This is a genomic window from Microbacterium sp. PM5 (assembly GCF_003293595.1).
In the GTDB taxonomy this organism is placed as follows: domain Bacteria; phylum Actinomycetota; class Actinomycetes; order Actinomycetales; family Microbacteriaceae; genus Microbacterium.
Genome location: NZ_CP022162.1, coordinates 1,300,867 through 1,320,349, shown reverse-complemented (window position 1 = coordinate 1,320,349; position 19,483 = coordinate 1,300,867). Strand labels below are relative to the sequence as shown.

General features: G+C 69.0%; 20 protein-coding genes. 18 read left to right on the top strand and 2 right to left on the bottom strand.

The features are described from left to right. Positions 1 to 138 precede the first annotated feature (138 nt). From mraZ to CEP17_RS06460, 9 genes are all read left to right on the top strand, one after another. Positions 139 to 570, top strand: a complete 432-nt coding sequence (gene mraZ, locus CEP17_RS06500) for a division/cell wall cluster transcriptional repressor MraZ (RefSeq protein WP_112931665.1) — start codon at positions 139 to 141, stop codon at positions 568 to 570. A gap of 96 nt (positions 571 to 666) precedes the next feature. Then, the gene (rsmH, locus tag CEP17_RS06495; protein ID WP_036316620.1) at positions 667 to 1,626 is read left to right on the top strand and encodes a 16S rRNA (cytosine(1402)-N(4))-methyltransferase RsmH; all 960 of its coding nucleotides are present in this window, start codon (positions 667 to 669) and stop codon (positions 1,624 to 1,626) included. After that, complete coding sequence (locus CEP17_RS06490; RefSeq protein WP_039416149.1) at positions 1,623 to 2,228, top strand: hypothetical protein; 606 nt, start codon at positions 1,623 to 1,625, stop codon at positions 2,226 to 2,228. Before rsmH ends, CEP17_RS06490 begins: the two co-directional genes overlap by 4 nt. A 4-nt stretch (positions 2,229 to 2,232) precedes the next feature. Then, entirely contained in the window at positions 2,233 to 4,044 is a 1,812-nt protein-coding gene (locus CEP17_RS06485; RefSeq protein WP_112931664.1) for a penicillin-binding protein 2, read from the top strand. Between the two features lie 40 nt (positions 4,045 to 4,084). After that, positions 4,085 to 5,497: a UDP-N-acetylmuramoyl-tripeptide--D-alanyl-D-alanine ligase gene (murF, locus tag CEP17_RS06480; RefSeq protein ID WP_112931663.1), complete on the top strand. Its 1,413-nt coding sequence runs from the start codon at positions 4,085 to 4,087 to the stop codon at positions 5,495 to 5,497. Further along, complete coding sequence (mraY, locus tag CEP17_RS06475; protein ID WP_036315383.1) at positions 5,494 to 6,603, top strand: phospho-N-acetylmuramoyl-pentapeptide-transferase; 1,110 nt, start codon at positions 5,494 to 5,496, stop codon at positions 6,601 to 6,603. The genes murF and mraY overlap by 4 nt, the downstream gene beginning before the upstream one ends. Beyond that, positions 6,585 to 8,186 carry a UDP-N-acetylmuramoyl-L-alanine--D-glutamate ligase gene (gene murD / locus CEP17_RS06470; protein WP_112931662.1) on the top strand — a complete coding sequence of 534 codons (1,602 nt, stop codon included), beginning with the start codon at positions 6,585 to 6,587 and terminating at the stop codon, positions 8,184 to 8,186. Before mraY ends, murD begins: the two co-directional genes overlap by 19 nt. Continuing rightward, a complete protein-coding gene (gene ftsW / locus CEP17_RS06465) occupies positions 8,149 to 9,411 on the top strand; it encodes a putative lipid II flippase FtsW (protein ID WP_039416144.1) in 1,263 nt (420 codons plus the stop codon). Before murD ends, ftsW begins: the two co-directional genes overlap by 38 nt. A gap of 10 nt (positions 9,412 to 9,421) precedes the next feature. Further along, complete coding sequence (locus tag CEP17_RS06460; RefSeq protein ID WP_112931661.1) at positions 9,422 to 10,519, top strand: UDP-N-acetylglucosamine--N-acetylmuramyl-(pentapeptide) pyrophosphoryl-undecaprenol N-acetylglucosamine transferase; 1,098 nt, start codon at positions 9,422 to 9,424, stop codon at positions 10,517 to 10,519. Between the two features lie 89 nt (positions 10,520 to 10,608). Here CEP17_RS06460 and CEP17_RS06455 read toward each other — a convergent pair whose 3' ends face one another. Both CEP17_RS06455 and CEP17_RS06450 read right to left on the bottom strand, forming a co-directional pair. Beyond that, the gene (locus tag CEP17_RS06455; protein WP_039416142.1) at positions 10,609 to 10,977 is read right to left on the bottom strand and encodes a GntR family transcriptional regulator; all 369 of its coding nucleotides are present in this window, start codon (positions 10,975 to 10,977) and stop codon (positions 10,609 to 10,611) included. Next, a complete protein-coding gene (locus tag CEP17_RS06450) occupies positions 10,974 to 11,876 on the bottom strand; it encodes a hypothetical protein (RefSeq protein ID WP_112931660.1) in 903 nt (300 codons plus the stop codon). The genes CEP17_RS06455 and CEP17_RS06450 overlap by 4 nt, the downstream gene beginning before the upstream one ends. A gap of 128 nt (positions 11,877 to 12,004) precedes the next feature. On the opposite strand from CEP17_RS06450, the gene murC reads away from it, so the two are divergent. The 9 genes from murC (at position 12,005) to CEP17_RS06405 (ending at position 19,481) form a co-directional block, all read left to right on the top strand. Further along, positions 12,005 to 13,411 (top strand): UDP-N-acetylmuramate--L-alanine ligase, encoded by a 1,407-nt coding sequence (gene murC / locus CEP17_RS06445; RefSeq protein WP_112931659.1) that lies wholly within the window; start codon positions 12,005 to 12,007, stop codon positions 13,409 to 13,411. A gap of 3 nt (positions 13,412 to 13,414) precedes the next feature. Then, on the top strand, positions 13,415 to 14,419 hold the full coding sequence (locus tag CEP17_RS06440) for an FtsQ-type POTRA domain-containing protein (RefSeq protein WP_112931658.1): 1,005 nt from the start codon (positions 13,415 to 13,417) through the stop codon (positions 14,417 to 14,419). 162 nt (positions 14,420 to 14,581) lie between these two features. Further along, positions 14,582 to 15,727, top strand: coding sequence for a cell division protein FtsZ (ftsZ, locus tag CEP17_RS06435; RefSeq protein ID WP_036288033.1), 1,146 nt, complete (start codon positions 14,582 to 14,584; stop codon positions 15,725 to 15,727). Further along, positions 15,724 to 16,413, top strand: a complete 690-nt coding sequence (locus tag CEP17_RS06430) for a YggS family pyridoxal phosphate-dependent enzyme (RefSeq protein WP_112931657.1) — start codon at positions 15,724 to 15,726, stop codon at positions 16,411 to 16,413. Before ftsZ ends, CEP17_RS06430 begins: the two co-directional genes overlap by 4 nt. 32 nt (positions 16,414 to 16,445) lie before the next feature. Next, entirely contained in the window at positions 16,446 to 16,913 is a 468-nt protein-coding gene (gene sepF, locus CEP17_RS06425; protein ID WP_036318274.1) for a cell division protein SepF, read from the top strand. A 2-nt stretch (positions 16,914 to 16,915) separates the two neighbouring features. Next, the gene (locus tag CEP17_RS06420; protein WP_112931656.1) at positions 16,916 to 17,218 is read left to right on the top strand and encodes a YggT family protein; all 303 of its coding nucleotides are present in this window, start codon (positions 16,916 to 16,918) and stop codon (positions 17,216 to 17,218) included. Between the two features lie 108 nt (positions 17,219 to 17,326). Beyond that, on the top strand, positions 17,327 to 17,929 hold the full coding sequence (locus CEP17_RS06415; RefSeq protein ID WP_036318276.1) for a DivIVA domain-containing protein: 603 nt from the start codon (positions 17,327 to 17,329) through the stop codon (positions 17,927 to 17,929). 5 nt (positions 17,930 to 17,934) lie between these two features. Beyond that, positions 17,935 to 18,564 carry a signal peptidase II gene (locus tag CEP17_RS06410; protein WP_039416136.1) on the top strand — a complete coding sequence of 210 codons (630 nt, stop codon included), beginning with the start codon at positions 17,935 to 17,937 and terminating at the stop codon, positions 18,562 to 18,564. Next, positions 18,564 to 19,481 carry an RluA family pseudouridine synthase gene (locus CEP17_RS06405; RefSeq protein WP_112931655.1) on the top strand — a complete coding sequence of 306 codons (918 nt, stop codon included), beginning with the start codon at positions 18,564 to 18,566 and terminating at the stop codon, positions 19,479 to 19,481. Before CEP17_RS06410 ends, CEP17_RS06405 begins: the two co-directional genes overlap by 1 nt. The last annotated feature ends 2 nt before the right edge of the window (positions 19,482 to 19,483 follow it).

Sequence of the window (19,483 nt, the reverse complement as noted above, 5' to 3'; positions counted from 1 at the left end):
CGCGGCGCCGGGCGCTCCCGTCGATTCGCAGCGGGGGAGCCCAGGGGAGCGTTGCGCCCACGAAACCATAGTCAGGTGGAGGAAAGTGGAGTAAAGTGGTGCGCACCTTGATCGGGCCGGAGGAAGGGGGAGTGGCCGATGCTGCTGGGCACCTACACCCCCAAGCTCGACGACAAGGGCCGCCTCATCCTTCCGGCGAAGTTCCGGACCGACCTGGGTGACGGGGTCGTCGTGACGCGAGGTCAGGAGCGTTGCCTCTACGTGTTCAGCACGAAGGAGTTCGAGCGGGTCTACGAGAAGATCCGCGAGGCGCCCCTCACCAACAAGCAGGCGCGCGACTTCCAGCGCATGTTCCTCTCGGGCGCCAGCGACGAGAAGCCCGACAGTCAGAGCCGCATCACGATCCCGACGCACCTGCGTGCCTACGCCAACCTCGACCGCGAACTCGTGGTCACGGGCGTCGGGGCCCACGCGGAGATCTGGGATGCGCAGGCCTGGAACGCCTACGCAGACAACAACGAAGACAGCTACTCGGACATGGAGCAGGAGGTGATCCCGGGTCTGTTCTGAGCCGTGGCCGTGACTCCCAGCCGCACGCCCTGACGCACTTCCCCGGTGTCAGGTCAGGCGGATGGGGATCACGGCTCCGGCCCACACCCCCTCATCATGAGCACCTCCGACATCCACACCCCGGTTCTGCTCGAGCGCTGCGTCGAGTTGCTCTCGCCGGCCCTCGCGCATCCGGGCGCCGTTCTCGTCGACGCGACCGAGGGCATGGGCGGTCACTCCGAGGCCCTGCTGGAGCGATTCGGCGACATCCGCCTGATCGGGCTCGATCGCGACACCGACGCCCTCCGCATCGCGGGGCAGCGGCTGGCGCGGTTCGGCGAGCGCGTCACGCTGGTGCACACCGTCTACGACGGGATCGCATCGGCCGTGCGCTCCGCCGGCGTCGATCGCGTCGACGGCATCCTCTTCGACCTCGGTGTCTCCTCGCTGCAGCTCGACGAGGCCGATCGCGGGTTCGCGTACGCACAGGATGCGCCGTTGGACATGCGCATGGACCAGACAGCCGGCACGACGGCAGCGGAGATCGTCGCGACCTACGGCGAAGGCGATCTTCGCCGCATCTTCGAGCGCTACGGCGAAGAGAAGCTCGCCGGACGCTACGCACGGGCCATCATCTCCGCGCGCGCCGAGGCTCCGATCGAGCGGTCCGGGCAGCTGGTCGACATCCTCGTCGCGGCGACGCCGGTCGCCGTGCAGCGCGAGGGACGAGGGCACCCCGCCAAGCGTGTCTTCCAGGCTCTGCGCATCGAGGTGAACGCCGAACTGTCGGTGCTGGAGCGTGCCCTCCCGCCGAGCATGGACCTGTTGAACGTGGGCGGACGCATCGTCGTCATGAGCTACCAGTCGCTCGAGGATCGTCTCGTCAAGCGCGTGTTCGCGGATGCCGCGGCATCCACGGCACCGGCGGGACTGCCCGTCGAGCTTCCCGAGCATGCTCCGCGATTCCGGCTCGTGGTCAAGGGCGCCGAGCTGGCCTCCGAAGAAGAGAAGGCGCGCAACCCGCGGGCCGCACCCGTGCGTCTGCGCGCGGCCGAACGCATCCGGGAGGCGGCATGAGCGTGCCGGCAGAGAGCAACCTCGATCCGTTCGTGGGGGCTGCGCCCCTTCCGCTGCGCACCCCCGGGGAGCCGGCGCGACGCCTACACGCGGTCGAGCAGCCCGCGCCGCGACGGCGTCCTCGGCTCGTCTACGGCATCGTCGCGGTCAGCGGTGCGCTCCTGATCGGCGGCGCGCAGATGGGGCTGTCGATCCTGACGACGCAGTCCTCCTACGAGCTGTCGACGCTCAGCGATCAGCAGCGCAGTCTCGACTGGCAGAAGCAGATGCTGCAGGACAGCATCGCCGGCCTGAGCTCGCCGCAGTACCTCGCCGCGAATGCGGAGGCGATGGGCATGGTCACCGGCCAGGCGCCGACCTATCTGCGGCTCAGCGACAACGCCGTCATCGGCACGGCCGCCGGCCTGACCGGTGCGAGCGCGGTGAACGCGCTGAGCAAGGCCGCCGTCGGCAACGCCCTCGTCAGCGGGCGTCCGCTCGTCGGAGACCCCGCGGCGAGCCTCGGCGCGACCGGCGGCAGCTCCGTGGTCGACAAGGCCATCCCTGATACGCCGACACCCCCCGCCATCGCCGACGGTCTGCCCGTCCCCGCCACACACTGAATCCATGACGACACGAGCAACTCGCAGCCCGCGGCGCCGCACCGTCGTCGCCCTCGCCGTCGTCCTGGTGGTGCTGTCCGCCTTCGTCGTGCGTCTGGTGGACATCCAGGTGGTCAATGCGCGCGAGCACGTCGACGATTCCGAGCAGTTCGCGACCGGGGCCAAGACCACGCTCTACGGAGCGCGCGGCGAGATCGTCGACGACAACGGCGTCGTCCTCGCCAGCAGCACGACGCTCTACGACGTGCAGATCGACCCCATGCTCGCGGCGCAGGGAGCCGTGCAGACCGATGCCAGCGGCAACGCGATGACGGATGCCGACGGCAAGAACATCATGACTCCGTGGACCGACGTGGCCCCCAAGATCGCCGCGATCACGGGCCAGTCGACCGCCGACGTCGAGAAGATCGTGTCCGACGCGCTGGCCGAGAACTCGGCGTCGCGTTTCGCGTATGTGAAGCGGTACGTCTCCACCGAGGAGTACCGCGCGCTCGCGGCGCTGAAGCTCCCGTTCCTCACCTTCCCCCTCCACCCCGCCCGGACCTACCCCGACGGGGCGGTCGCCGGCAACCTCATCGGCTTCGTCGGCTCCGACGGCGACCCGCTGGAGGGACTGGAGTCTCTGCAGAACTCGTGCCTCCAGGCAACGGACGGCTCGCTGACCTACCAGCGCGGTGCCGACGGCGTGATCATCCCCGGCACCGAGGTCGAGAAGCCGGCCGTCAACGGCGGCACGCTCAAGCTCACGATCGACAGCGATCTGCAGTGGTTCATGCAGCAGCTGATCTCCGAGGAGACGGCGCGCTACCAGGCCGACTGGGGTGGCATCATCGTCATGGAGGCGAAGACCGGCAAGATCCGCGCCCTCGCCGAGACCAACACGGTCGACCCCAACGATCCCGGCGCCTCCGATCCCGACAACCGTGGCTCGCGCCTGCTTCGCGTCTCCTACGAGCCGGGATCGACGTTCAAGCCCGTGACGGCCGCCACCGTCATCGAGCAGGGCGGTCTCACGCCGACCTCCACGGTCGAGACGCCCGATCGCATCCAGTTCCCCAACGGCGCGGTCATCAACGACTCCGAGAGCCACCCCGCGGAGAATCTGACCCTCACCGGCGGTCTCGTGCAGTCCTCGAACGTCGCCATGTCGCAGTTCGGCGCGCAGGTGCCCGCCGAAACGCGCTACGACTACCTGAAGCGTTTCGGCGTGGGCGATGGCACGGCCCTGAACTGGTCGGGCGAGCCCACGGGAGAGATCCGGGACGCGTCGACCTGGGACAACCAGACCTTCTACACGACCACCTTCGGGCAGGCCTTCACCGTCACGCCGACGCAGGTCACGAGCCTGTTCCAGACCATCGCCAACGGCGGGGTGCGCATGCCGGCACAGCTGGTGGAGTCCTGCACGAAGCCCGACGGGACGGTCGTCACCCCCGACCTGCCGGCACCGGTGCAGGTGATCAAGCCGCAGACCGCCGCCGAAGTCTCCCAGATGCTCGAGAACGTCTACGCCCAGGGCACGCTTGCCGACGACATCAAGATCCCCGGCTACCGGCTGGCCGTCAAGACGGGAACGGCACAGGTGCCGGACGGGCACGGCGGCTACAAGGACAACCTCTTCATGACCTCGCTGGCCGGTTACGCACCCGCCGATGATCCGCAGTACGTTGTGTTGACCCTTTTCAACGAGCCGAAGACCAACACGATGTCTTCGGCCAACCGCTCGGTCTTCAAGAAGGCCATGACCCAGGTGCTGACGCACTACCGGGTGATGCCCTCGGGCTCGGACACCCCGCTGCTGCCCGTGACACAATGACGACACCGTGACGCGCCACCGCGCGTGAGGAACAAAGCCTATGATCCGGATGACGCTCGCCGAGGTCGCCGCCGCTGTGGCGGGCACCCTGCACCTGGCCGCCGATGACACCCCCGACACGGTGGTCGACGGCAACGTCGACACCGACTCCCGCGAGATCCGCGTCGGTGACATCTTCGTGGCCAAGCCCGGAGAAGTCACCGACGGCCACAACTTCGTCGCCGGTGCCGTCGCCTCCGGAGCCGTCCTCGCGATCGTCGAGCGGCTCGTCGACGCGCCGGTCAGTCAGATCGTCGTCGCAGACGCCGTGGCGGCCCTGTCGCACCTGGCGCGCGCGGTCGTCGCCGCCGTGCGCGAGCACGGTCGGCTCAGGATCGTCGGCATCACGGGGTCGAACGGCAAGACCACGACGAAGAACATGCTCGCCCGCATCCTCGAGGGCGAGGGCGAGACCATCGCTCCGCGCGGCTCGTTCAACAACGAGGTCGGCGCACCGTTGACGATGCTCCGTGTCGGCGCGGACACCCGCTTCCTGGTCAGCGAGTTCGGCGCGTCGGGCCCCGGCGAGATCGCGAAGCTCGCCGGACTCGTCACGCCCGACGTCGGCGTCGTCCTGATGGTGGGCTTGGCCCACGCGGGAGGCTTCGGCGGAGTCGAGGCGACGCTGAAGGCGAAGACCGAGCTCGTCCAGGCGGTGCGCCCCGGTGGAGTCGCCGTCCTCAACCGCGATGACGCGCGTGTCGTCACGATGGCCGACGTCGCGGCATCCCGAGGTGTGGACGTGCGGTGGTTCGGGCGAGGATCCGCAGCGGAGGTGCGCGCGGAGGACGTCGAGGTCACCGCCGCGGGCACGACCTGCACCGTCGTGACACCTGAGGGACGATGGCCGTTGCGACTGCGCGTACTCGGCGAGCACCACGTCATGAACGCGCTGGCCGCGCTGGCCGCGGCGCGCGAGCTCGGGGTCGCCCCCGACGCGGCGATCGCGCGATTGGAGACGCTCGAGATCGCCGAGCGCTGGCGGATGCAGCCGATGGGCTCGGACCGGGTCCGCATCATCAACGACGCGTACAACGCGAGTCCCGACTCGATGGCCGCGGCTCTGCGCACGCTCGCGCAGATCGCCGGCCCGGGCGAGCGCAAGGTCGCCGTGCTGGGCGCGATGAGTGAGCTCGGTGACCTCGCCGGCGAAGAGCACGACCGTGTCGGTCTGCTCGCGGTGCGCCTGCGCATCGAGCGCATCGTCGTGGTCGGACGCGACGCCCGCCGTCTGTACCTCGCCGCCATCGGCGAGGGCTCGTGGGACGGCGAAGCGGTCTTCTTCGAGACGGCGGACGAGGCTTTCGACTATCTTCGCGGTGAGCTCCGCGACGGCGACCGGGTGCTCGTGAAGTCGTCCAACTCCGCGGGCCTGCGGCACCTCGGCGATCGTCTGGGAGAATCGTTCTCGTGAGATCACTGCTGGCGGCTGCGACGATCTCGCTCGCGTTCACCCTCTTTCTCACGCCGCTGTTCATCCGGCTGTTCGAGAAGCTCGGCTGGGGTCAGGTCATCCGCACCCCCGAGAACGCGCACAACCCCAGCCATCAGACGAAGCGCGGAACACCCACGATGGGCGGGATCGTCTTCATCGTGGGCTCGATCGTCGGCTACGTCGTCGGCACGCTGACCGGAGGAGCGCCGCCGTCGATTTCGGGCCTGCTCGTGATCTGGATGATGGTCGGATTCGGCATCGTCGGTTTCATCGACGACTTCATGAAGGTGCGCCAGCAGCGCAGCCTCGGTCTGTCGGGGTGGCGCAAGATCGTCGGCCAGGTGCTCGTCGCGGTGCCCTTCGGCATCATGGCGCTGAACTTCCCCGACGCACGGGGGGAGACGCCGGCGTCTCCGTACGTCTCCTTCTTCCGCGACATCCCCATGCTGTCGTTCTTCGCCCTGGGGGCGGTCGTCGGCTGGATCGTGTATCTGATCTGGATCACGTTCATCTCTGTCGCGTGGTCGAATTCGACCAATCTCACCGACGGACTCGACGGCCTCGCGACCGGATCCGGCATCTTCACCGTTTCCGCGCTGAGTCTCGTGACCTTCTGGCAGTTCCAGCAGCGCTGTGCGAGTGAGGCGCTCGTGAACGCCTACGTCGGCGGCTGCTATGCCACGCCCGACCCGATGGACCTCACGATCATCGCGGCATCCTTCGTGGGTGCCCTCGTGGGCTTCCTCTGGTGGAACGCGCCCAAGGCGAAGATCTTCATGGGAGACGTCGGTTCGATGGCCATCGGAGGTGTGATCGCCGCAATGGCGATCCTCGCGCGCGCCGAGCTGCTCTCCGTCATCATCGCCGGCGTCTTCATCATCGGGCCGGGGTCGGTGATCCTGCAGCGCATCTACTTCAAGGCCACCGGCGGCAAGCGTCTCTTCTTGATGAGCCCGTTCCACCACCACCTCGAGATGCGCGGCTGGCCCGAGATCACGATCGTCGTGCGCATGTGGATCATCGCCGGCATGCTCGCGGTGACCGGCGTCGCCCTGTTCTACGTCGAATGGCTGTCGGCGCTGTGACGGGCACCCGCGACCTCGACGCCCTGCGCAGCTGGAATGCGCCCTGGCGCGGACTGCGCGTCGCCGTCCTCGGTTTGTCGATGACCGGGTTCTCCGTCGCCGACACCCTCGCGGAGCTCGGCGCGGAGGTCCTCGTGCTCAGCGAGTCGGCGAGCGAGGAGTACGCACGGCTGCTGCCCGTGATCGGAGCGCGCCTGCACGTGGGTGCGCTCAGTTCCGTTCCGGCCGAGCTCGTCGACTTCGACCCCGAAGTGGTCGTCGCCTCGCCCGGCTTCGCGCCCCACCATCCGGTCATCGCCTGGACACGCGAGCGGGGCACGGCCCTGTGGGGAGACATCGAGCTCGCCTGGCGCGTTCGCGACAAGGTCCTGCGCCCGGACGGCACGCCCGCGGACTGGGTGCTGATCACCGGTACCAACGGCAAGACGACGACGACCCAGCTCACCGCGACGATGCTCGTCGCCGGCGGACTGCGTGCCGCGCCGTGCGGCAACATCGGCGTACCGATCCTGGACGCCGTGCGTGACCCGAGCGGGTTCGACGTGCTCGTCGTCGAGGTCTCCAGTCATCAGCTGTGGTACCTCTCACTGCAGGAGGGATCGGAGCCGGTGTCGCCTTTCGCGAGCGTGTGCCTGAACCTCGCCGATGACCACCTGCAGTGGCACGGCTCATTCGCCGCGTACCGCGATGCGAAGGCGGTCGTGTACCAGCACACGCGCGTCGCCTGTGTCTACAACAAGTCCGACGTCGCGACCCGCATCATGGTCGAAGAGGCCGATGTCGTCGACGGGTGTCGCGCGATCGGCTTCGATCTCGGGGTTCCAGGTCCGAGCGATCTCGGCATCGTCGACGGGATCGTCGTCGACCGCGCCTTCCTGGAGGATCGACGCACCAGCGCGCTGGAGATCACGACGCTCGACGAGCTCGCCGCTCAGGGTCTGATCGCTCCACACATCGTCGCGAACATCCTCGCCGCGTCCGCGCTGGCCCGCGCGCTGGATGTGCCGCCCGCGCGCATCGCGGAGGCCCTGCGCAGCTTCCGGCTCGATGCCCACCGCATCGAGGTCGTCGCCACCGCAGGCGGCATCACGTGGATCGACGACTCCAAGGCGACCAACCCGCACGCGGCCGCGTCATCGCTGGCGGCTTTCCCAGGAGCGGTCTGGGTCGTCGGCGGCGATATGAAGGGCGTGGACATCGGCGATCTCGTCGCCGCACGTGGTCCGAGTGTCAAGGCGGTCATCGTCATCGGCGTCGAACGTGCGCCGATCACGGAGGCGTTCGCGCGACACGCGCCGGCCATTCCCGTCATCGAAGTCGACCACGCTCAGACTGAAGACGTCATGGCAGACGTGGTCGCTGCGGCGGCACGGATCGCCCGTGACGGTGACGTGGTTCTCCTCGCCCCCGCCGCGGCATCCTTCGATCAATTCGACTCGTACGCCGACCGCGGTCGCCGCTTCGCGATGGCCGTGCGGGAATGGACCTCCTCGTCCGCCCCGCAGACACCGAACGAGACCGGCGCGACAGACGGAGGGGGAGCCGATGACCACGACGACCCCGCCGACCCGTCCCGCCGCTGACGGGCCCGACGACGCCGCGACGTCGGGCTTCGCCGCACGCGTCTCCCTGGGACGCGTGTTCGCGCCGGTGTCCAGCGAGTTCCTGCTCGTCGCCTCGACCGCTCTGCTGCTGACGGGGTTCGGACTGATGATGGTTCTGTCCGCGACGATGGCCTCGGCCATGGCCGCCGGTCAGAGCCCGTTCGAGGTCGTCATGAAGCAGGCGATCTTCGCCGTCATCGGCATCCCGCTCATGTTCATCGCGAGCAGGCTGCCCGTCACGTTCTGGAAGCGGATCGCCTGGCCCGCTCTGATCGCGGCCACCTGCTTCCAGATGCTCGTGTTCGTCCCGGGCCTTGGCGTGGCCAACGACGGCAACCAGAACTGGATCCAGATCGGCGGCATTCAGGCGCAGCCCTCCGAGTTCCTCAAGCTCGCCCTCGCGCTCTGGCTCGGCTACGTGCTGTTTCGCAAGCAGACGCTGCTGGGGTCCTGGGCCCACGTGTTCATCCCGGTCGTTCCCGTCGGCGGTCTCGTCATCGGACTGGTCGCGGTCGGCAGCGAGGACCTGGGCACGGGAATGATCCTCATGGCGATCCTGCTGGGCTGCCTGTTCTTCTCCGGTGTGAAGCTGCGCATCTTCATCATCCCGCTGATCGTCGTGGTGGTCTCCGCCGTGTTCTTCGCGGTGACCAACTCGAACCGCATGGCGCGCATCATGAGCAGCTTCGTCAACTTCGACTCGATGGACTGCTACAACGCGGCCGTCGGTGACTGCTATCAGGCGGTGCACGGGGTGTGGGCCCTCGCCAACGGGGGACTGTTCGGACTCGGGCTCGGAAACTCCCGGGAGAAGTACGGCTGGCTGCCGGCCCGGTCGAACGACTACATCTTCGCGATCCTCGGTGAGGAGCTCGGACTCGTCGGCTGCGCCGTGGTGCTCCTGCTGTTCACGGTGTTCGCGATCGCCGCCTTCCAGATCATCCGTAAGACCCGCGACCCCTTCATCCGCATCGTCACGGGCGGCATCATCGTCTGGATCGTCGGACAGGCCCTCGTCAACATCGGTGTCGTCCTGCGTCTGCTGCCGGTGCTGGGGGTGCCGCTGCCGTTCATGTCACAGGGCGGTACCTCGCTGCTGTCGGTCCTGTTCGCCTGCGGTGTGCTGCTGTCCTTCGCGCGGACGATCCCCGTCGGTCCCGCCTCGACCGCGATCGCCGCTGAGCCGCTGCCCCGCCGCCGGTAGGCTCTCTCGGGTGACGACGCCGGCTTCCTCGACGACCTATCTCCTCGCCGGCGGCGGCACCGCCGGGCACGTGAATCCGCTGCTCGCCGTCGCCGACGGGTTGCGGGAGAGGGATGCCGCGGCATCCGTGCTCGTCCTCGGCACGCGCGAAGGGCTCGAAGCCCGTCTCGTGCCCGAACGCGGATACGAGCTGCTGATCGTCGACAAGGTCCCCTTTCCGCGACGGCCGAACCTCGCCGCGCTCCGGTTCCCGCTGGCGTGGCATCGCGCCGTCGGGCAGGTGCGGCGGCACATCCGAGACCGCCGGGTCGATGTGGTCGCCGGTTTCGGCGGCTACGCCTCGGCTCCCGCGTATGTCGCCGCCCGCCGCGAAGGCGTGCCGTACGTCGTGCACGAGGCCAACGCGCGCCCTGGACTGGCGAACATCTTGGGCGCCCGGCGCGCGGCGGGCGTCGGCGTCGCCTTCCCCGACACCCCGCTGCGCGGTGCCGAGACGGTCGGCATGCCGCTCCGCGCAGAGATCGTCGACCTCGACCGCGCATCGACGCGAGACGACGCGGCACGATTCTTCGGTCTCGATCCGGCGCGCCCCGTGCTTCTCGTCTTCGGCGGATCGCTGGGAGCGCGGCGACTGAACGAGACGTTCGCCGACGCGTGGCCTGCGGTCGTCGACGCCGGGTGGCAGCTGCTGCACGCGGCGGGGGAGCGCGACCCGATCGTCGACCCGGGACACCCTGACTACCGCATCGTCGCCTACCTCGATCGAATGGACCTCGCGCTCGCGGTCGCGGATCTCGTGGTCTCGCGCTCGGGTGCGGCCACCGTGAGCGAGGTGTCGGCCCTCGGCATCCCCGCGGTCTACGTGCCGTACGCCGTCGGCAACGGCGAGCAGGCGCTCAACGCGCGCGGCGCCGTGGCCGCCGGCGCCGCGCAGCTGATCGAGGATGCTGCCTTCACGCCCGACCGCGTGCGGGAGCAGATCGTCCCGCTGCTGCACGACGCGACGGCGCTGTCGGCGATGCGTGCCGCCGCGCAGGCGCGAACCGCTGCGGCGCGTACCGGCACCGCATCCGTGATGGCGATGCTCGACCGGGCGCTGGCGCGCTGAGCGCGGACGGCCGAGCCGATGACCGGGTTCGTCGGTCGCGTGCGGTCGCTCAGCGTGCCCCTTCGCGACACGTGCGGACGGATGAGTGGTCAGGAAGCGGTGGGCGCGCTGCGCAACGCCGCCTGAACGAGCGCGAGCGCCTGCTCGGGATCGACGCGCAGCATGCGGACCTGCTCGGCGAAGCTCGTCGCCGCCCGCTGCGCCTCGCGCATCGCGGCGTCGCCCTGAGGTGAGACGAAGGTGCCGTTGCGCCCTCGCGTCTCGATGATGCCGGCCGATTCGAGCTCGCGATACGCGCGAGCGACGGTGCCGGGCGCGAGGCCGAGATCCTCGGCCAGTCGGCGCACGGTCGGCAGACGGGTGCCCGGTGCGAGTGCGCCGGTCGAGACGTCGTCGATGAGCTGTCGCCGCAGCTGCTCGAACGGAGGGACTGCGGATGCCGGGTCGATGACGATCATGCGATGCTCCTCGCGGTCACGTGGATGCCGTCCGGATGGAGTCGTCGGGGAACGGCTGCGCCCTGCGTGGGGTAGAGGTACGTGAGAGGCAGCACGAGTATCACGAACACGCTCGCGGTCCACCCGGGATCGTCGTCGGGCCCCGAGAACACGGCGACGCCGGCGATCAGCGCCGCGGCGATGCAGAGCGCAGCCGCACCTTGACGGCACCCGTTGAGTGCCGCGACGCGGAGCGCATCGTCCCAGGCCAGTTCGAGTTCGGAACCGGCCGGTTGCGGGCGGCGGACAATCGCGGCCTCGAGGCGCGGGAGAACGACGCATGTTGCGAGGGCGACCGCGGTGACCACGAGCGCGACCGCAGCCAGATCGATACGGGCGACGCTGCCTGCGGCGAGGCTCCAGGCCACCCCTACACCGCACGTCAGCGCGACTCCCAGGAGGATCCAGGTGAGCGCGCGGGGGAGCCCGGCGAGGTAGTCGCCGACGGTGGTTCCACGCGATCGCGCGATCCGGATCGAACCCTGCGCCGGAGCGAAGAGGCGTTCGTGCAGCGTCGACCAGCAGGAGACGACGAGCATGGTCACGTACATCGCCGGGATGAGGATGCCGAGTGGGGAGAACGTGGTCAACCCGAGCGGGGTGAGCAGAAGCAGTCCGCCGACGGCGCCGGCAGCGGACAGCGCAAGATAGTCCACCAGCTTTCGGCGTCGCATGTACGCCTCCAGAGCGGCCGCCGAGGCCGCCGGCACCGGTAGCGCCGCGCGGTCCGCGAAGCGTGCCAGGGCGCGCTCTCCCACGGAACGCCCACGCCAGGCGTTCAACGCGCCGATCGCGCCGGACACCGTGATGGCGCCGACGAGAGTCCCGAGCACGATGTTCAGGTGATTCGGGTCGGTCATGTTCGAATTGTACCACCGTCCGTACCAAATGTGTCATAACAAAAGCTGGATAGCGGTGGCGGCGGCGCGTTCGTGCGCCGCGCGCCGCAGCATCCGCTCAGGCGGCGTCGACCTAGACTTGACGAGCCATGATTCGACCCGACCTGAGCCTGCCCATCCCCGACGACATCACCGCCGCCCACTTCATCGGGATCGGTGGATCGGGCATGTCGGGGCTGGCCGGCATGTTCCTCGATCGGGGCATCCGCGTCTCGGGCTCCGACCGTGCCGACAGCGCCGCCCTGCGCGCTCTCGCTGCGCGGGGCGCCACGGTGCATGTCGGGCACGATGCGGCCAATCTCCCCGACGATGTCGACGCCGTGATCCACACCGGCGCCATCTGGCCGCAGAACCCGGAGTACGTGCTCGCGAAGGAGCGCGGGCTGCCCGTGATCCACCGCTCCCAGGCGCTGTTCTGGCTGATCGGAGGGCGCAGGCTCGTGAGCGTCGCGGGCGCTCACGGCAAGACCACGTCCACCGGCATGCTCGTGACGGCGCTGCGTGCACTCGGAACGGCGCCGACGTTCGTGAACGGAGGCGTCATCGCCGATCTCGGTGTCTCCAGCGGCACGGGCGGAGATGAGCTGTTCGTCATCGAAGCCGACGAGTCCGACGGCACGTTCCTGCTGTACGACACGTCAGTCGCATTGATCACCAACGTCGACCCCGACCACCTCGACCACTGGGAGTCGCGCGACGCCTTCTACGACGGTTTCGTCCGCTTCGGCGACGCCGCTCGAGAGGCTGTCGTCATCTCCGCCGACGACGCCGGGGCGCGGCGTGTCGCGGCGACGCTTCGCCATCAGCGGATCGTGACGTTCGGCGAGGACGCCGACGCCGATGTGCGTCTGAGCGACATCGTGACCGAAGGCCCCGTCTCCTTCGCGCTCACGCATGACGGCGAGACCGTGACCGGGCGGCTCGCGGTTCCGGGAGCCCACAACGCGGTCAATGCGGCGGGGGCCGTGGCGGTGCTGCTCACGCTCGGTTACGCCCTCGAGCCGGCCCTGCGTGCGGTGGAGGAGTTCGGGGGCACGGTACGGCGCTTCGAGCTCCACGGCGTCGAGCGCGGGGTGAGCGTCTACGACGACTACGCGCACCATCCCACCGAGGTGGCCGCCGCGCTCGTCGCGGCGCGCAGCGTCGTCGGCGACGGTCGCATCATCGCGATCCAGCAGCCGCACACGTACTCGCGAACGCAGGAGATGTACCGCGAGTTCGCCGACGTGCTGGAGTCGTACGCAGATCACACCGTCATGCTCGACGTCTACGGTGCGCGCGAAGACCCCGTGCCCGGCGTCACCGGTGAGCTGGTCAGCGGAGCCTTCCGCGACCCCTCCAAGGTGCATTACGTGGCCGATTGGCAGGCGGCGGCCGAGTACACCGCGGCCGTCGCGCGGGAGGGCGATTACGTCATCACGCTCGGGTGCGGCAACGTGTACCAGATCATCCCGCAGGTGCTCGAGGCGCTGTCGACGCCGACGGTGGAGGCATAGTCCATGCGGCGGCCGACGCCCCTCCCGGCGCCGGATCAGGCGGCGCCCGACCGTGAGTCGGCGCAGGATCGTGGCGTCGAGCCGCCGGTGCGCCACGTGGGTCCGCCCCGCCGAGCGGATGTCGCTGTCGAGGAGAAGGTCGCGGAGCGTGACGACCAGCTCACCGCCCCGTTGACGCCGCTGTGGGTGTCGTCGTCGCCACGGCGCCTCGACGAGCCGACGGACTCCCCGATCGGGGAGGAGGCGGCGCCCGTCGGCGTGCGCGAGGTGTGGGCGGCGGCGCGTGCGCGACGACGCGCGTTGCGCGCGGAGGTGCGGCGTTTCACCGCGCGTCAGCGGCGACGGCGGATGACCTGGATCGTCGCGGGCTCGGCACTGCTGCTACTCGTGCTGGGCACGCTCGGCGTCGCGTACAGCCCGCTCTTCGCGGTGCAGCAGATCACCGTCGTCGGCACGTCCACGCTGGACCCGGCGTCCGTCGAGACCGCGCTGGAAGGGCAGATGGGGACTCCGCTGCCGTTGGTCGACTCCTCCGCCGTCAAAGCCGCCCTCGTGAAGTTCCCGCTCGTGGAGTCCTACGCACTCGAGGCCCGCCCACCGCACGAGCTCGTGGTGCGCATCGTCGAGCGCACCCCGATCGGATCCATTCAGACGGCCGCCGGCTTCACCCTGGTGGATGCCGCGGGTGTCGCCCTGTCGACCGCGCCGCAGCCGGCCGCGGGCCACCCTGTGCTCACCGTGACCGGCGGACTCTCCTCGCCCGCCTTCGCCGCGGTCGGAACCGTCTTCCGGGCCCTCCCCGACGACATCCGTGCGCAGGTCACCGCGATCTCGGCGACCTCTGCGAACGATGTCACCCTGACCCTTGGCTCCGGGGGGACCGCGGTGGTCTGGGGCAATGCCGACGATTCCGCGCTGAAGGCCAAGAACCTCGCGGCGATCATGGCGGCGCGCCCCGGAGCCCGCAGCTATGACGTGTCGTCGCCGAGCGCGATCGTCGTCCGGTAGCGCTCGACACGGGTTTTCTGCGCGACACGCCCCGAGCCTCTCGGTCGGCGGGAGGGCTGCCGCATACCTTCAATCAAGGAATTGCATACTGAGCAATTCTTTAAACCTCAACTAGAGGTTCAAGGTTTAGCAGTCAGGGTTCGGGACACAATGGAGGCCGGCATGAGCCAGAACCAGAACTACCTCGCGGTGATCAAAGTCGTGGGTGTGGGTGGCGGCGGCGTGAACGCCGTCAATCGGATGATCGAGCTCGGGCTGCGGGGTGTCGAGTTCATCGCGGTGAACACCGACGCCCAGGCTCTGCTGATGAGCGACGCCGACGTCAAGCTGGACGTGGGCCGCGAGCTGACGCGCGGACTCGGCGCCGGCGCCGATCCCGAGGTGGGCCGTCGGGCTGCCGAGGATCACGCGGAGGAGATCGAGGAGGCCCTTGCGGGCGCCGACATGGTCTTCGTCACCGCGGGAGAGGGCGGTGGCACGGGTACCGGAGGCGCCCCCGTCGTCGCGCGCATCGCGAAGTCGATCGGCGCGCTGACCATCGGTGTCGTCACCAAGCCGTTCAGCTTCGAGGGACGCCGTCGGCAGAGCCAGGCCGAGGCGGGTGTCGCGAAGCTCAAGGAAGAGGTCGACACTCTCATCGTCGTGCCCAACGACCGACTGCTCGAGATCAGCGACCGCGGCATTTCGATGATCGAGGCCTTCGCGACCGCCGACCAGGTTCTGCTCGCGGGTGTGCAGGGCATCACCGATCTGATCACCACGCCGGGTCTGATCAACCTCGACTTCGCCGACGTCAAGAGCGTCATGCAGGGCGCCGGCTCCGCCCTCATGGGCATCGGCTCGGCCCGCGGCGCGGACCGCGCTATCAAGGCCGCCGAGCTCGCGGTCGAGTCCCCGCTGCTGGAAGCGTCCATCGAAGGCGCGCACGGCGTCCTGCTGTCGATCCAGGGTGGATCCAACCTGGGCATCTTCGAGATCAATGACGCCGCGCAGCTCGTCAAGGAGGCTGCGCACCCCGAGGCCAACATCATCTTCGGCACCGTCATCGACGACACGCTGGGCGATGAGGTGCGGGTCACGGTGATCGCCGCGGGCTTCGACGGTGGAGAGCCGCAGGCGCGCATCGAGCCCATCACCGCGGCGCGCCCGGCGGCGCCCCTGGTGCCGGCCGTGCCGGCCGAAGAGGCCGCACGAGAGGGTGCGGCGGTCGAGGACAAGCAGGCTGTCACCGTGTCGGCCCCCGTGGCGGAGTCCTACGACTCGGTGTACGGCGACGACGACCTGGACATTCCCGACTTCCTGAAGTGACCGCACTGGCCGAACGACTCGCCGCCCTGGACGCCCGCATCGCGGATGCGGCCAGGGCGGTCGGCCGCGACCCCGGTGAGCTGACGCGCATCGTCGTCACCAAGTTCCACCCCGCGCGGCTGATCGACGATCTCGCCGCGCTCGGCGTGCACGACGTGGGGGAGAGTCGGCAGCAGGAGTTGAGCGCCAAGCGGGCCGAGACCGCCGGCAGAGTCCACGACGTGCGATGGCACTTCATCGGACAGCTGCAGAGCAAGAAGGCGAAGGCGGTGCGCGCGGCATCCGACTGCGTGCATTCCGTCGACCGCGATCGCGTCGCCGACGCCCTGCATGCCGCCGATCCCGAGGGCAGTCCGCTCGACGTCTTCCTCCAGGTCAATCTCACGGACGACCCCGCGCGCGGGGGAGCGGCGCCCGACGACGTCGAGGCTCTGGCGACGCACATCGCTGCACGGTGCGCGTCGCTGCGACTTCGTGGTGTCATGGCCGTCGCCCCGCTCGCGCAGGCGCCTGCGGAGGCGTTCGAGCGCCTCGCCGCGGCCGCGGCGACGGTGCGACGGGTCGTTCCGGATGCCACGTGGATGTCGGCGGGCATGTCCGGGGATTTCGCCGAGGCGATCGCCGCCGGCGCGACACACCTGCGGATCGGCACCGCAATCACGGGACCGCGCCCTGACCGCGGCTAGCCTCAGAACAGACGAGCAAACGGAGGAATGCGATGTCGAACCCGCTCAAGAAGACCATGGTGTACCTGGGCCTCGCCGATGAGGAAGAGGTCTACGAAGAGCCCGCTGCCGAGACGCCTGCACGCCGTGAGCGCTCGAGCGAGCGCCCGATCGAGAAGGCGGCCCCTGTGACCCCGCTCCACCGTCCCACCGTCGTGCGTCAGCCGACCGCGGGCACCGTCAGCGAGATCCTCACGGTGCACCCCAAGCAGTACCGCGACGCGCAGATCATCGCGGAGAACTTCCGCGATGGCATCCCGGTCATCATCAACCTCTCGCAGATGAGCGACGCCGATGCCCGGCGTCTCATCGACTTCGCGAGCGGCCTGTCGTTGGGGCTGTACGGTCGCATCGAGCGCGTGACGAGCAAGGTCTTCCTCCTCTCGCCCGAGAACGTCGCGATCTCCGGTGACGGCACGGTGGCTCAGGCCGACCCCGAGTCCGCGCCCTTCAGCCAGTAGTCGTGGAGTTCGTGCGCCTGGCGGCATTCGTCGTCGACGTCCTTCTCCTGCTCTACATCCTCGTGCTGCTGGCGAGACTCGTTCTCGAGTACATCCCGATGTTCAATCGTCAGTGGCGTCCGCGGGGATTCGGCCTCGTCTTCGCCGAGGCCGTCTTCACCCTCACCGATCCGCCGCTGCGCTTCTTCCGCCGGCTGATTCCTCCGTTGCGGATCGGCCCCATCGCGCTCGACCTGGGCTTTCCGATCACGATGTTGGCCTGTTTCGTTGTTCTGACGATCGTCCGCGTCATCGAGCGCCTCTAGCCCCCCGTCGCACGTCCCACCAGCCGCGACTATGCTTGGTCAGTACGGCTCGCCGGTGGCGGGCCGACCGAATCGGCCCGCGTCGTGAGCCCCGAAAGAGGAAACACCATGGCTTTGACCCCGGAAGACGTCGTCACGAAGCAGTTCCAGCACGTGCGGTTCAAGGAGGGTTTCGACCCGGATGAGGTCGACGACTTCCTCGACGAGATCGTCGTCGAGTGGCGCAAGACGATCGCCGAGAACGAAGAGCTGAAGGCCAAGCTCGCTGCGTACGAGTCCGGTGAGTCTGCTCCCGCCGAGGTCGTCGAGGCGGCCGTCGTCGAGGAGGCCGCCCCGGCCGTCGTCGAGTCCGTCCCCGCCCCCGCTGTCGAGGCTCCCGCCGCCGGCGGCGTGGCCGCTTCCGCCGGCATCATCGAGCTGGCACAGCGTCTGCACGACGAGCACGTGGCCGAAGGACAGGCGCAGCGCGACAAGCTCATCTCCGAGGCACAGGCCAAGGCCGCCTCGATCCTCGCCGAGGCCGAGGCCAAGGGACGCGACGAGATGGCTCGTCTCGAGAGCGAGCGCGTGACGCTCGAGGGACGCATCAGCGAGCTCCGCCAGTTCGAGCGCGACTACCGTTCGCAGCTGCGTGGGTTCATCGAGGAGAAGCTCCGCGACCTCGACGTCGCGGGCGCGACCTCGGGTGCCTCCTCGGTGTCGGCTTCCTGAGCCCGGTGGCGGACCACACCCCAGAGCGCAGTGCTCCCCGTCGGAGCCTGAACAGGGCAGCGGCCGGTGCCATCGTCGCGATTCTCGCGGCGCTGGTGCTGGCCGCTGACCAGTTCGCCAAGTATCTTGCCCTCACCACCCTGCCGTTCCAGCAGCCCGTGCAGGTCTGGGGCGACGCGCTCCAGTTCTATCTGACACGCAACCCCGGCGCCGCGTTCTCCCTCCTCGAAGGGCAGACGTGGATCTTCACGATCGTCATGACGGTCGCCGCGGTCGTCATCGTCGTTCTGACCGCGACGCGTGTGCGTGCGCGCGTGTGGGCGATCGTGCTGGGTCTGCTCCTCGGCGGAATCCTCGGAAACCTCAGCGACCGGCTCTTCCGCGACCCCGGCTTCCTGGTCGGCCACGTCGTCGACTTCATCAACACGCCCTGGATGTGGCTGGGCATGAATCCGGCGATCTACAACGTCGCCGACATGTTCATCGTGACGATGATGATCGGCGTCGCCCTGCTGGTGCTGATCGGCGTTCGCCTCGACGGCAGCCGCGAGCGCGGGTCAGCCGGCGAATCCACCGTGACGGCCTCGGCTGCGCCCGGCGAGGACGACACGACGACCACGACGCGCGAGTCCTGATGCCGTCCCGCGTCCTCCCCGTGCCCGACGGCCTCGACGGTGCCCGTGTGGATGCCGCTCTGGCCAAGATGCTGGGGTTCTCGCGCTCGTTCGCCGCGGAGGTCGCCGAAGCCGGCGGCGTGCGGATGGACGGCCGTGCGCTGGGAAAGTCCGACCGCCTGCGTGCAGCCGGCTGGCTCGAGGTGGAGTGGGAGGAGCGGCGCGAACCGGAGATCGTGCCGGTCGCCGTTCCGGACCTCGCCATCGTCTACGACGACGACGACATCGTGGTCGTCGACAAGCCCGCGGGCGTCGCCGCGCACCCGTCGCTCGGATGGGAAGGCCCGACGGTGCTCGGCGCGCTGGCCGCCGCCGGCTTCCGCATCGCCACCACGGGAGCAGCCGAGCGCCAGGGCGTCGTCCATCGACTGGATGTCGGTACCAGCGGCCTCATGGTCGTCGCAAAATCGGAGCGTGCGTACACCGCACTCAAGCGGGCATTCAAGGAGCGCGAGGTCGAGAAGATCTACCACGCGGTCGTGCAGGGGCATCCCGATCCGTTGGCCGGAACGATCGATGCTCCCATCGGACGCCACCCCTCGCATTCGTGGAAGTTCGCCGTCACGCCTGACGGCAAGGACTCGGTCACCCACTACGAAACGCTCGAGGCGTTCCCCTCGGCATCCCTCCTCGAGATCCATCTGGAGACCGGACGCACCCACCAGATCCGCGTCCACATGGCCGCCCATCGTCACCCGTGCGTGGGCGACCCGCTGTACGGTGCCGATCCGACCCTGTCGGCACGTCTGGGGCTGACCCGGCAATGGTTGCACGCGCACGAACTCTCGTTCGCGCACCCGACCACGACCGCGTGGGTCACGTTCACGAGCGACTATCCGGCCGATCTCGCACACGCGCTCGAGGTGCTCCGGACCTGACC